The following is a 12,310-nucleotide window of genomic DNA, read 5'->3' as shown; positions in this document are numbered from 1 at the left end:
TCAAAAGCTAAACCGCGCATGTCTGCTTTATCTGCTGATGAGCTATATCAACGCTCAATTCTTGAATCGGTATCTCGAACGTTTGCGCTTACCATTCCATTATTACCCCCAAATTTAGAAAAGGTGGTTGGTAATACGTATTTACTTTGTCGCATTGTTGATACGATTGAAGATGCATCCTGCATGGATGCAATAACTAAGCAAGATCTATCGGCTAGTTTTGTTCAAACGGTTCTGGGCGAGCAACATCCCAAACAATTTACTGATCAGTGCGCCATTGCGTTGGCGGAACATGGCAATCTGGATGAAAAAGATCTGATTCAAAACATTCCTCGGATACTGCGCGTCTTAGATAGTTGCGATATGCAACAACGTCAAGCGGTTGCTCGCTGTATACAAATTATGTCCGATGGAATGAGCTATTTTCATACTCGTCAAAATCCCCATGGACTCGAGAACTTAGCTGAATTTGAAAAATACTGTTATGTCGTTGCTGGGGTTGTCGGTGAAATGCTAACCACCGTATTTGCCTTACACTCATCTGCTTTTGCAAAAGCGATTTCACAAAATGAATACTTAGCAATTTCGTTTGGTCAGGCCTTGCAAATGACTAATATTCTCAAAGACTCTCCCGAGGATCGAGCGCGCGGTGTTTCATGGAAGCCGATCGGGGTCAGCGAAACTGATTTACTAGTGATCGCTCATCAAAAACTTGAAGACGCTCTTCATTACATTCATTGCATTCCAAAGTCAGAGCTCGGAATTCGCCGCTTTTGCTTTCTTGCCTTTGGCCTAGCAGTACTAACCCTCAAACAAATTGCATTACGTCATCATGGCGATGCATCAATCGAACCAAAACTAACTCGATCGCAAGTGAGCCGTTTTTATATCTTTACTAAACTTGCGGTACGTAGTAATTGGCTGATGGATATCTTTTTTAGAATCCAAGCCCGACCCCTAAAGGCTTAGTCCCTGATGGCATTTTCATGTCGTAACAGCCACTGTTTAATTCTCAAATAAGGGCCGTTCGCTTCACCCATAAAGCCACCTACACCTGCTTTTGATAAGACGCGGTGACAGGGAATAATCAGTGGATAGTAGTTCGCGGCGCAAGCCCCGCCAACGGCTCTAGGACTCGATTTGACCTGATTGGCCAGCTCGCCATAGGTCATGGTTTTTCCAACGGGAATGGATTCAATGCTGGACCAAACACGTTGTTGAAAAGTGCTACCCTGAGTTTTCATTGGTAAATCAAAGAGGAAATAAGGATCGTCAAAATATGTCTCAATTTGTTCTTTAGCATCTTTTGCCAACTCATTGAGGGGCCGACTTGTTTTATCTAAATGACTGAGGTATTGGATTTGGGTAATCATTAATGATGCATCAACAATTTCAGTGCGGATTCGCAATCCCCCAAACGGGGCGCGCATCACGCAGTGCTGAACATGTGCTGATAAACTTGTCTTTAGCAACAAATGATCCTTTCTGACACCAAAATCAACCAATCCTGGTAGTCTAAATAATTAGTATTTGCTATATTGCTTATCTGTGCTTTTCTTGAAAGTGTAGATGGATTCTTTTTTTGATTCTTGGCCCCTTTGGGCACAAGCTGCTCTGGTTGTCTTTTTACTCGCCCTATCAGGATTTTTCTCGATGGCAGAGACCAGTATGGTTGCTAGCAACCGACATCGCTTACGAGCGATGGCAAATAGTGGTCATGCAGGGGCCGCCATTACCCAAAAACTCCTAAAGCGCATTGATACTCTTTTATCGGTTCTGTTGATTGCCAACAACCTCATTAATACTATTTTGCCGATTTTGGTGACTGGTATTGCACTCCATCTATTTGGGACTAACGGTTTGGTATTGTCGATCGCCACTCTAACCATTGCATTTTTAATCATTATCTTTAGTGAGATTACCCCGAAGGTCATTGGTGCCGCTTTCGCTGAAAAAATATCGGCCAATATTGGCTGGGTCATTTATCCGCTCACAATTTTGCTTAAACCCTTATTGTGGCTAGTGAACTCATTTGTTTCAGGGTTAATGGGCCTCATGGGTCTAAACCGGAAAGAAACAGCATTACAAACGATGAGCACTGAAGAACTCAGAAGTCTCGTCCTGGAATCAAGTCATTTTATTTCAAATCAGCATCGCAGCATCTTGCTCAATTTATTTAATCTTGAAAATATTTCCGTCAATGATGTAATGACACCCCGAGCCAAGATGGAGATATTGGATTTATCACGACCTATTGACGAGGTCATTGGGCAACTGGAGACCTGCTACCACAATAAATTACCTGTATGCGAGGGAGATCCTGAAAAAATTAGCGGCATCCTTTCGGTTAAAAAGGCACTTTCTTTGCTCGGTAGCGAAGAGCTAAGCCACAGCGACTTTCGAGATCTACTAAACGAACCCTACTTTATTCCTGAGGGTACCCCAGTGATGCAACAGATGCAGTTTTTTCAGGAAAATCGCCAACGCTTAAGTCTGGTTGTGGATGAATATGGGAGTGTTCAAGGCTTGTTAACGTTTGAAGATATCGTTGAAGAACTAATCGGAGAGTTCACTACCTCCTTTCCGGGTATGATGTCCCAAGACCAATGGTCTAGTGATGGCTCCTATTTAGCAAACGGTGGTGCAAATTTACGCGATCTCAATCGTTTATTGGGATTACAGCTCCCCGTGGATGGGCCGCGCACACTTAATGGACTCATACTGGAAGAGCTCGAAGAAATTCCGGATCATGACCTCAGCGTCAAGGTTGGGGGTGTGGTGATGGAGATTATTCAATTTGATGATCAAGGGATTAAGACGGTGAAGCTTCACAAACCATCGCCCGAAGAGCCAAGTCTGTCGGCGCCTTGATTCAGACTATCTCAAGTACCCAGAATCCATCGCGCAAGCTACTCGAAGAATCCGATCACCATATCATTCGTCTGTGGCAAGAAATTTCTTTATCTGCTATCGATGAGGATGCAAGCGATATTCATATCGAAGCGCAGCAAAATTCGTGTGTCGTGCGCTTTCGGATTCATGGCGACTTATGTCTTTTTAAAACATATCCAAAATCAGATCATATTCGACTCATTACGCGCATCAAAATTCTAGCGAAGCTGGATATTGCTGAACAGCGCCTACCGCAAGATGGTCGTCTAACCATGATTGGTAGGGAATCATCGGATCATGAAATTGATTGTCGGGTCTCCACGATGCCGACCCTATTTGGTGAAAAGGCAGTCATTCGACTTCTCAGAACAACCAATTCAGAATTGGATATTGACCGTATTGGATTGACTGACTCTCAAATGGATATTGTCAAAGGGTGCTTGAGTCGGCGGCATGGCTTGATTTTGGTGTGTGGCCCTACGGGTAGCGGTAAAACACGAACGCTGTATAGCTTTCTTCATTATCTAAATCAACCCCATCTCAATCTTTGCAGCATCGAGGACCCAATTGAAATACGCCTACAAGGGGTAAACCAAATTGCATATCATCCAAAGGCTGGACTCCATTTCGATGCCATCATTCGAGCCCTTCTGCGTCAAGATCCTGATGTCATGATGATTGGTGAAATCCGTGATTCAGAAACAGCAAAACTTGCCGTGAGTGCGGCACAAACGGGTCACTTAGTACTGAGTACCATCCATACTCGCCAAGCACTCTCATGCATCGAGCGGCTAGGAAACTTTGGTATCGAGCCTCATTCCATCGCCCAAAATCTTTTATTTATTAGTTCCCAGCGTTTAATTCGGCATCGGGATTTACAGCTGGGACGATTTGCGATTCATGAGATATTGCCCTTTACTCCCAAGCTTATTGCTGCGATTGAATTACAAGTGACCGCAACAGAACTTCAAGAAGTTGCTTATGCGGAGGGGTTTCGCTCAATGCGCCATCAGGCTGATGCTTTATTCCATCAGGGGTTGATTGACCAATCGGTTTTACTTCATGAAATTCCATGATGATTGGGCGCTCTCTTTCTCTTCGCGATCAAATCAACTTTACATACCGGCTTCAGAATATTTTGCAAGCAGGTGTGCCGCTTCTTGAGGCTCTGCATTTGCTCGAGCAGTGCTCCCCCAAGCATTGGAGATCATTTCTATCGCATACCATCCAAGGACTCAAACGTGGCAATAGTTTGGCCGCCAGTCTTTCTACCCAGGACAAATGGTTTAGTCCGATTTGTATTGGGCTAATATCGATTGGAGAAAAAACGGGGTCATTAGAGCAATCGCTTTTCTTGATTCATCAACAATTGCTTGCTAAAGAATCGCTTGTGCAGCAAATGAAGCAAGCGCTGACCTACCCTGCAATCACCTTTGCTGCTGCGATGCTGATGGTTATCACCATGTTAATGTGGGTTATACCCAGCTTTGAAGATATCTTTCATCACTTTCATGCTGAATTGCCCATGAGCACGCAGCTATTGATTGCCCTATCGAGAGGTTTGAATGAGCATGCGCTGGTGATTATGGGTGCAATGCTCATGCTAGTCACTGGCATACTAAATCTTTGGAGAAAATCAATCCAGTTTCAAAAATGGTGTGACCATCATTGCTTTCGGATTCCGATATTCGGTGATTTGATCCGACTTTCGCACCAAATTACGTGGTGTCAAAACATTGCTCATTTGCTTCAATCGGGCCTAAGCCTATTAGAGTCGATCCGCATTTGCGCACAATCATCCAATCACTGGCTCAGTCATGATTTGAGTGCCAAGCTATTTAAGCAACTTTCTTTGGGTTGGGATTTTGGGGTTGCCCTGAAACACACTGATCCAAATGGCCGATTCTTTGATTCTGAAACGATCCAATTGCTTGAAATAGGTGCTCGAACCGGTATGCTCAATACCATGCTGATCAATCGGTCTCGCTCGTTTGAAAGTCAGTTAGAGCATCGGCTAGCCATTCTTAGTCAGAGTCTAGAGCCTATGTTTATTATTTTTCTTGGTCTACTGGTAGCGGGATTGCTAATGACGCTCTACTTACCCATTTTTTCATTAGGCAGAATCATGTAATGTGGATTGATTCCATTCTCCGAATTGGCCTCATCCTAATCCTCCTATATGTGGCATGGATCGATTTTCATCGCTTTTTAATCCCCAATCGCTTCACTTATCCCATGATCATTCTTGGCCTTGCCTTTAATTCACTCTCACCAATGCCATGGTGTGATGCTCATTGGGCGTGGCTAGGCGCTATTCTTAGCTACTTCCTCCTGTGGTTCATTAATCAACTCTACAAAGGAATTCGCTCGCGTCATGGTCTTGGAATGGGGGACGCAAAACTTTTAGCGGGCCTTGGAGCTTGGCTCGGAATCCATAGTGCTTTATGGATATTAGTCCTAGCTGCTTTTTGCGGGATGATTGGGGGTCTCCTTTGGCTAAAGTATCAAAAATTACCGTCTAACCACCCATTTCCCTTTGGCCCCTTTCTGGCATTTGCTGGCATCATAGAAATACTATGGACAAGCCCATTCGTTCACTCCTTGATTTAAAAGGAAAAGTTCCATTTTTAGGTCTGACCGGGGGAATTGGGTCGGGCAAGTCCAGTGTTGCCACATTTCTTGCGAAGCGAGGGGCCTGGGTGATCGATACCGATCATATAGCCCACCAAATATGCGCTTCCGGGGGTGTCGCGATTGACCCTATTAAAAGGGAATTTGGGTCGGAGTTCATTCTTCCGGATGGATCACTCAACCGAGCAAAAATGCGTGAACACGCATTTAAGGATACCGAGTCCAAGCGTAAACTCGAGGCCATTACGCACCCCCTAATTCGCCAGGAAACCATACTCCAGGCTGAAAATGGCTTAAAAAATCATGCACCCTATTTGGTATTTGTCGTTCCATTGCTCCTCGAGTCAGGCACCTGGACCGAGAACCTCGACCATATTGCAGTGGTTGATTGTGAGGAAGAGGTCCAAATTGAGCGGGTCATGGAGCGCAGCCAGCTAGACCGCCAGGGAGTGCTGGCCATCATGGCCCATCAGGCAAGCCGGGCCGAGCGCCTGGCAATTGCGGATACCGTGATTTATAACCAAGGGGATCTAGTAAGTCTTGAGATTGAAGTCGACCGCCTCCATCAAAAAATGCTGGATTTATAGTTTTTTGGCTACGGTCGGCATAAAATAAAACTCTGTGATTATTTACGAATACCCGTTTAATGAACTAGTCCGAAGCATGCTCCGACTGGAGTATCTGTTCGACCGGTTTAATCACTTTGCGCGCTCAGATGACCCCGAACTGCACCATAATGCCTTGACCACCTTGTTTGAGCTAGGCGATATTAGTGCCCGTGGTGATATCAAATCATTACTTTTAAAAGAATTGGAGCGCCAAAAATTTGCGCTTAATCAACTCAAGCATGCCAAAGAGGTTGATCAAGAAAAATTAGCGTCCACCATGGCAGAGTTAGAGCATGCCAGCGCCCAGGTGAATGCGTCAGCCATTAAGCCCAATGCGCTCATTGGCGAGAACGAATGGCTTAATGCAATTCGGACACGCTTACATACACCGGGCGGCACTAGTCCAATTGATTTACCAGGTTTTTATGCTTGGCGTCATAGTCCCGCCTCTTCAAGACGCGAGCTCTTACAAAAGTTCATTTACCCTATGCTTCCTTGGCAAGAGGCCTGCCATTTATTTTTACGACTGCTGCGCGAGTCGGGGGAAAGCAAAGAAGTTTTAGCTCATCAGGGCTCGTTTCAGCAAGCGCCCTCTGGCAAGGTTTATCAATTAATGCGCATTACCTTAGAGGATCCATCGCTCTTTGCCGAGATCAGCGCCAATAAATATTTAGTCTCAATTCGGCTGCTTAAGTGTGAGCAAGATCTTAAGCCTACCCTCATCAATCAAGACATTCCCTTTAAGTTAACGTTCTGCCAATTTTGACCTAGGCAGATTACTGCTTACGTACTTCTCAAATACGAACGAACTTTTTCAATCATCGGCCAAGCAGCTGGCAATAATGGTTTAATCGTTAACTCCGAATTAAATATATTTTGCCAAGATAGCTCTTGATTTTCTAGGCCAACTGGCTCGCCCTCCCAGCGATCAACCAAGCACACATGCAGACGAACATAGGCGTGCGGGTAATCATGTTCGAGCATCATGATTTCCTGACAATGGTTTTTATCCAAAGCAATCCGAATGCCAAGCTCTTCATATAACTCGCGCTCTAAGGCAGTTGTGATAGATTCATTGACCTCCAGCTTGCCACCCGGAAACTCCCAATAGCCTGCATAGGGTTTGCCACTGGGTCGTTTACCCATCAAAACAAGTGATTGATCTTTTAAAAGGATTCCGACAGCGACCTCAACGATCGGCCGGGATTGATTTGTCATGGACTACTTTTTGCCGGATTGGGAACCGGCCCAGTGCTTGGCAAACTGCCAAGCTACACGTCCTGAACGTGAGCCGCGCTCTAGAGCCCAGACTAAGGCTTCGGGGCGGGCAGCCTCAATGGCTTTATCGGAGAGACCAAAATGTGCCAACCAATGAGCAACGATCGCGAGATATTCTTCTTGCCTTGGTGGATAAAAAGAAAGCCACAAACCAAAACGCTCTGATAAGGAGATTTTCTCTTCAACAACCTCGCCCGGATGAATCTCACCATCGTCGGTATGAACATACGACTCGTTATCCTTCATGTACTCGGGTAACAAATGACGGCGATTGGAGGTTGCATAAATCAAAATGTTGTCTACTTGCGCAGAAATTGAGCCATCTAGGGCAGACTTCATAGCCTTATATCCAGACTCGCCATCCTCAAAGGACAGATCATCACAAAACACGATAAATCGCTCCGGACGAGCCGCGAGAATCTCGGTGATATCTGGTAAATCAGCTAAGTGATCCTTATCGACCTCCACCAAGCGCAAGCCTTGAGAAGCAAATTGGTTAAGACAAGCCTTAATCAATGAGGACTTACCGGTACCACGCGCACCCGTTAATAAAATATTATTCGCAGGCTTCTTTTCAACAAAATGCCTCGTGTTATCAACAATTGCATCGCGCTGACGATCAATATGTTTTAAATCTTGAAACGAGATTGGGGATAAGTGTTTAACTGGCTTTAGAAATCCAATGCGCCCAAAAATACTATCGCGACGCTGCCACCGAAAGGCTTTAGCGGTTTGCCACTCGGCATCGGTCAATGGCTTCGGTAAAAATGTTTCGAGATGATCTAAAAGACGATCGAGCTTGTCATTCACAGTTCAGGTTCTCGTAATAATGAATTTAGCTAAGAGCGGTAATCGGCATTGATTGAGACGTACTCATGCGATAAATCGCAGGTCCAAACGGTCTCCATCGCATCCCCTCTTCCCAAATCAACCGTGACAGTTATTTCGGATTGCTTCATCACGGCTTGACCTTGCTCCTCTCGATAGTCTGGATGCCGGCCGCCATCTTTTGCAACCCAAACATCATCCAACCATAGTTGGACCTTGCCACTATCAAGATCGCCGATACCAGCATAGCCCACCGCAGCTAGGATGCGACCCAGATTGGGATCGCTGGCAAAAAACGCAGTCTTCACCAAAGGAGAATGAGCAATTGCTTTGGCTACCTGCTTGCACTCAAGGCTATTTTTGCCGCCTTTTACACAAATTGTTATAAATTTAGTGGCACCCTCGCCATCGCGCACAATCAGCTGCGCTAACTGTTGAGAGATAGCAATTAAACCCTCTCGGAATAAGCTATAAAGTGGATCCGAGCGATCCTGAATTCGGATTGATGATTGTCCAGTAGCTATCACGATAAATGAATCATTGGTTGATGTATCGCCATCAATCGTGATTGCGTTAAATGACAGGTTCGCAGCCTCTGCGGTGAGCTCTTGCAGTAAGCCTCGATCAACTTGAACATTCGTCCCCACAAAACCCAGCATAGTCGCCATATTCGGCTGAATCATGCCAGCCCCTTTTGAGATACCCGTAATCACCATGGGTCCCTGCTCGGTATTGATCGTCAGCGAGGCTGCCTTAGGCAGGGTATCGGTTGTCATGATCGCTTCGGCTGCTGCAAACCAATTGTCTTCGGTTAATTTCGCAACGGCTTGCGGTATTGCAGCCACAATTTTGTCAGCTGGCAGTTGCTCCATGATCACCCCTGTTGAAAAGGGTAATACTTGTTCTGGACTCAGTCCAAACGACTTTGCTAACACCTCACAGGTCTGAAAGGCTCGACGAAGACCTTCTTCACCAGTTCCTGCATTGGCATTACCGGTATTCACGATCAAAGCCTCAATTGGATTGGCTTCCAATAGGTGCTGTTTACATAACTGCACTGGAGCGGCACAAAACCGATTTTGAGTAAACACGCCTGCCACTGCCGAACCGGGAGCTAAGCGCATCACTAAAACATCTTTACGATTTGGGCGCTTAATGCCAGCCTGTGCAAACCCAAGAGCAAGCCCAGGAATAGGGCTCAGGGATTTGGGATCAAGGGTTGGAAAATTAACAGCCATCGTTAAATTAGACCGGCAAACCTCAAATTAAGCAATTTTTCCATGGCAGTGCTTGTATTTCTTACCGCTACCACAATGGCAAGGGTCATTTCGACCAATTTTGGGGCCCTCGCGAACTGGTGCTGGTGCAATTTCATGCTCAACCTGCTCAACAGGGATGCTGTCTCCCTCAGCAAACTGGTTATGCTTAAATTGCATTTCTTTTACCTGACTATCATCGGCAATAGTCTCTGATGCTTCATCAAGCTCTGAGGCATTTTTGATCTGGACCGTAAACACGGTTTTAATCACATCGTTTTTCACCACATCCAAAAGTTCTGCGTAGAGCTCAAACGCCTCACGACGATACTCTTGCTTTGGATCTTTTTGGGCATAGCCACGCAAATGAATTCCTTGACGCAATCGATCCAAGGCAGCTAGATGCTCTCGCCAGTGAGTATCTAAGCTGTACAGCATTACCGAACGCTCAAAGCTTGCAAACGACTCACGGCCCGTGAGCTCCTCTTTAGCCTTGTAATTGTTCTTTGCCGCTTCAATCACCCGGGCTACGATTTCTTCATCATCAACTGTATCGGCATTGGCAATCCACCCCTGTAGATCGATGGTAATTCCCCATTCGTTCGCCAAGAGATGCTCGAGTGCAGAGATATCCCACTGCTCCTCCATCGATTCCACTGGGACGTAATTGCGAACAATCGCTGTAAAAACGTCTTCGCATAAATTGGTAATCAAGTCACCAATATCTTTACTTTCAAGAATCTGGTTGCGAAGTCGATAGGTCTCTTTACGCTGATCGTTAGCAACATCATCGTATTCCAGTAATTGCTTACGAATATCAAAGTTACGGCCTTCTACTTTGCGCTGAGCGGATTCAATTGAACGCGTTACCATTCCCGCCTCAATCGGCTCACCTTCGGGCATCTTTAAACGATCCATTACGGCACGTAAACGATCGCCTGCAAAAATACGTAATAAAGGGTCGTCCAACGAAAGATAGAAACGCGACGAACCAGGGTCGCCTTGACGTCCAGCACGTCCACGCAGCTGATTATCAATGCGGCGACTTTCATGTCGTTCAGTACCAATAATATGCAGACCACCAGCATTAACAACTGCGTCATGCAGCCCCTGCCATTCGTCTTTTAACTGCTGGATCCGTTTTGCTTTTTCAGCATCGCTCAAGGACTCATCGGCCTCAATCAAGATTGATTGCCGCTCGACATTCCCGCCCAGCACAATATCGGTTCCGCGACCAGCCATATTGGTAGCGATTGTGATCATTTTTGGCCTACCCGCTTGAGCAATAATTTCTGCCTCACGCGCATGTTGCTTTGCATTGAGAACCTGATGAGAAAGCTTTTCTTTATCGAGTAATTTAGAAATCAGCTCCGAGTTCTCAATGGAAGTAGTGCCTACTAGAACTGGCTGACCTCGTTCATAACATTCTTTAATGTCTTTCGTGACTGCTGCGTAGCGCTCGGGCGAGGTCTTATAAATTTGATCTTGCCGATCCAGTCGACGGCTGGGTCGATTGGGGGGAATCACCACCGTTTCAAGTCCGTAGATCTCTTTGAACTCGTAGGCTTCGGTATCGGCCGTTCCGGTCATGCCAGCCAATTTTTGATACATCCGGAAATAGTTCTGGAAGGTAATGGTGGCAAGCGTTTGGTTCTCGTTCTGAATCCCTACCTTCTCTTTTGCCTCAACCGCTTGATGCAAGCCGTCCGACCAACGTCTACCCTGCATTAAGCGGCCCGTGAACTCATCCACGATGATGACCTCACCCCCCTGAACCACGTAGTGTTGATCGCGGTGATACAAAGAGTGTGCGCGTAAGGCTGCGTAGAGGTGATGCATCAAATTGATATTTTGCGGGGCATAAAGCGAATCACCCTCTTTCAATAAACCAATTTGGGTCAGGATTTGTTCTGCTTTTTCATGGCCACGCTCAGTCAAATAGACCTGATGGGATTTCTCATCGACCCAGTAATCGCCTGGTTTAATCACGCCCGAACCATCGGATTTTTCTTCTCCCACCTGCGGATCAAGATGCGCAGGTAATGCATTCATCTTGATATACAAATCAGTATGGTCTTCAGCCTGCCCCGAAATAATAAGTGGGGTCCGAGCTTCGTCAATCAGAATCGAATCAACCTCGTCAACAATTGCATAGGAGAGGCCGCGCTGTACCCGCTGCGCCACATCCTGAACCATGTTGTCACGCAAATAATCAAAGCCAAACTCATTATTAGTTCCATACGTGATATCAGCGGCATAGGCTTTTTGCTTGGCCTCATGATTCATTTGCGACAAATTAATACCAACGGTCAGTCCCAAAAAGGTGTAGAGCTTAGACATCCACTCGGCATCCCGCTCTGCCAAATAGTCGTTAACCGTGACCACGTGGACGCCCTTGCCCGAGAGTGCATTTAAGTAAACCGCCAAGGTTGCGGTTAGGGTTTTACCTTCACCTGTACCCATTTCAGCGATTTTTCCCTGATGAAGGGCCAAGGCTCCCATGATTTGAACGTCAAAATGACGCATTTTCATGACCCGTACGCTGGCCTCACGCACCACTGCAAATGCCTCAGCAGCAAGGTCATCCAAAGCCTCGCCGGCAGCAATCCGTTGCTTAAATTCGGCAGTTTTTGCTTGTAAGGCAGAATCGTCCAAAGCCTGGAGATTGGCCTCAAGGGCATTTACCTTAGAAACGACCTTGCGGTATTGCTTGAGAAGGCGGTCATTGCTACTACCAACCAGTGTTTTAATAAGACCAAGTACCATAGGAATCTAGAAAAAATTTTAGCTATTGAGTTTATCACCCGCGAGCCCCTC

At 46.0% G+C, this 12,310-nt stretch carries 12 protein-coding genes; 7 read left to right on the top strand and 5 right to left on the bottom strand.

Features of this window, described 5'->3' with window-relative positions; genetic code table 11:
* Positions 1 to 18: 18 nt before the first annotated feature.
* On the top strand, positions 19 to 969 hold the full coding sequence (locus QUE61_RS00955; RefSeq protein ID WP_286307111.1) for a squalene/phytoene synthase family protein: 951 nt from the start codon (positions 19 to 21) through the stop codon (positions 967 to 969).
* Here the strand turns inward: QUE61_RS00955 and QUE61_RS00950 are convergent.
* Positions 966 to 1,430, bottom strand: coding sequence for a methylated-DNA--[protein]-cysteine S-methyltransferase (locus QUE61_RS00950; RefSeq protein ID WP_458574724.1), 465 nt, complete (start codon positions 1,428 to 1,430; stop codon positions 966 to 968). The genes QUE61_RS00955 and QUE61_RS00950 overlap by 4 nt on opposite strands.
* 139 nt (positions 1,431 to 1,569) lie before the next feature.
* On the opposite strand from QUE61_RS00950, the gene QUE61_RS00945 reads away from it, so the two are divergent.
* The 6 genes from QUE61_RS00945 to zapD are packed head-to-tail and all read left to right on the top strand — an operon-like array spanning position 1,570 to position 6,897.
* A complete protein-coding gene (locus tag QUE61_RS00945) occupies positions 1,570 to 2,871 on the top strand; it encodes an HlyC/CorC family transporter (protein WP_286307109.1) in 1,302 nt (433 codons plus the stop codon).
* Positions 2,868 to 3,968, top strand: a complete 1,101-nt coding sequence (locus tag QUE61_RS00940; RefSeq protein ID WP_286307108.1) for a GspE/PulE family protein — start codon at positions 2,868 to 2,870, stop codon at positions 3,966 to 3,968. The genes QUE61_RS00945 and QUE61_RS00940 overlap by 4 nt, the downstream gene beginning before the upstream one ends.
* Positions 3,965 to 5,023 (top strand): type II secretion system F family protein, encoded by a 1,059-nt coding sequence (locus tag QUE61_RS00935; protein WP_286307107.1) that lies wholly within the window; start codon positions 3,965 to 3,967, stop codon positions 5,021 to 5,023. Before QUE61_RS00940 ends, QUE61_RS00935 begins: the two co-directional genes overlap by 4 nt.
* Positions 5,023 to 5,502 carry a prepilin peptidase gene (locus tag QUE61_RS00930; RefSeq protein ID WP_286307106.1) on the top strand — a complete coding sequence of 160 codons (480 nt, stop codon included), beginning with the start codon at positions 5,023 to 5,025 and terminating at the stop codon, positions 5,500 to 5,502. The genes QUE61_RS00935 and QUE61_RS00930 overlap by 1 nt, the downstream gene beginning before the upstream one ends.
* Positions 5,469 to 6,110, top strand: a complete 642-nt coding sequence (gene coaE / locus QUE61_RS00925) for a dephospho-CoA kinase (protein WP_286307105.1) — start codon at positions 5,469 to 5,471, stop codon at positions 6,108 to 6,110. The genes QUE61_RS00930 and coaE overlap by 34 nt, the downstream gene beginning before the upstream one ends.
* Before the next feature lie 34 nt (positions 6,111 to 6,144).
* Positions 6,145 to 6,897 carry a cell division protein ZapD gene (zapD, locus tag QUE61_RS00920; protein WP_286307104.1) on the top strand — a complete coding sequence of 251 codons (753 nt, stop codon included), beginning with the start codon at positions 6,145 to 6,147 and terminating at the stop codon, positions 6,895 to 6,897.
* A 17-nt stretch (positions 6,898 to 6,914) separates the two neighbouring features.
* On the opposite strand, the gene QUE61_RS00915 is transcribed toward zapD, so the two are convergent.
* The 4 genes from QUE61_RS00915 to secA are packed head-to-tail and all read right to left on the bottom strand — an operon-like array spanning position 6,915 to position 12,259.
* The gene (locus QUE61_RS00915; RefSeq protein WP_286307103.1) at positions 6,915 to 7,349 is read right to left on the bottom strand and encodes an NUDIX domain-containing protein; all 435 of its coding nucleotides are present in this window, start codon (positions 7,347 to 7,349) and stop codon (positions 6,915 to 6,917) included.
* A 3-nt stretch (positions 7,350 to 7,352) separates the two neighbouring features.
* A complete protein-coding gene (locus tag QUE61_RS00910) occupies positions 7,353 to 8,219 on the bottom strand; it encodes an ATP-binding protein (RefSeq protein ID WP_286307102.1) in 867 nt (288 codons plus the stop codon).
* A 29-nt stretch (positions 8,220 to 8,248) separates the two neighbouring features.
* Positions 8,249 to 9,475, bottom strand: a complete 1,227-nt coding sequence (argJ, locus tag QUE61_RS00905) for a bifunctional glutamate N-acetyltransferase/amino-acid acetyltransferase ArgJ (protein ID WP_286307101.1) — start codon at positions 9,473 to 9,475, stop codon at positions 8,249 to 8,251.
* Positions 9,476 to 9,502: 27 nt separating this feature from the next.
* Entirely contained in the window at positions 9,503 to 12,259 is a 2,757-nt protein-coding gene (secA, locus tag QUE61_RS00900) for a preprotein translocase subunit SecA (protein ID WP_286307100.1), read from the bottom strand.
* Positions 12,260 to 12,310: the final 51 nt, after the last annotated feature.

This window comes from Polynucleobacter sp. HIN5, assembly GCF_030297555.1.
Lineage (GTDB): Bacteria > Pseudomonadota > Gammaproteobacteria > Burkholderiales > Burkholderiaceae > Polynucleobacter.
The sequence above is the reverse complement of the archived record's forward strand: the minus strand, read 5'-3'. Positions and strand labels throughout refer to the sequence as shown.

Excerpts from the sequence above, each read along its gene's own strand:
- QUE61_RS00935 (WP_286307107.1), top strand. The coding sequence starts at position 3,965 with ATGATGATTGGGCGCTCTCTTTCTCTTCGCGATCAAATCAACTTTACA.
- argJ (WP_286307101.1), bottom strand. The coding sequence starts at position 9,475 with ATGGCTGTTAATTTTCCAACCCTTGATCCCAAATCCCTGAGCCCTATT.
- QUE61_RS00945 (WP_286307109.1), top strand. The coding sequence starts at position 1,570 with ATGGATTCTTTTTTTGATTCTTGGCCCCTTTGGGCACAAGCTGCTCTG.
- QUE61_RS00915 (WP_286307103.1), bottom strand. The coding sequence starts at position 7,349 with ATGACAAATCAATCCCGGCCGATCGTTGAGGTCGCTGTCGGAATCCTT.
- QUE61_RS00955 (WP_286307111.1), top strand. The coding sequence starts at position 19 with ATGTCTGCTTTATCTGCTGATGAGCTATATCAACGCTCAATTCTTGAA.
- QUE61_RS00930 (WP_286307106.1), top strand. The coding sequence starts at position 5,023 with ATGTGGATTGATTCCATTCTCCGAATTGGCCTCATCCTAATCCTCCTA.
- QUE61_RS00950 (WP_458574724.1), bottom strand. The coding sequence starts at position 1,430 with ATGCGCGCCCCGTTTGGGGGATTGCGAATCCGCACTGAAATTGTTGAT.
- coaE (WP_286307105.1), top strand. The coding sequence starts at position 5,469 with ATGGACAAGCCCATTCGTTCACTCCTTGATTTAAAAGGAAAAGTTCCA.
- secA (WP_286307100.1), bottom strand. The coding sequence starts at position 12,259 with ATGGTACTTGGTCTTATTAAAACACTGGTTGGTAGTAGCAATGACCGC.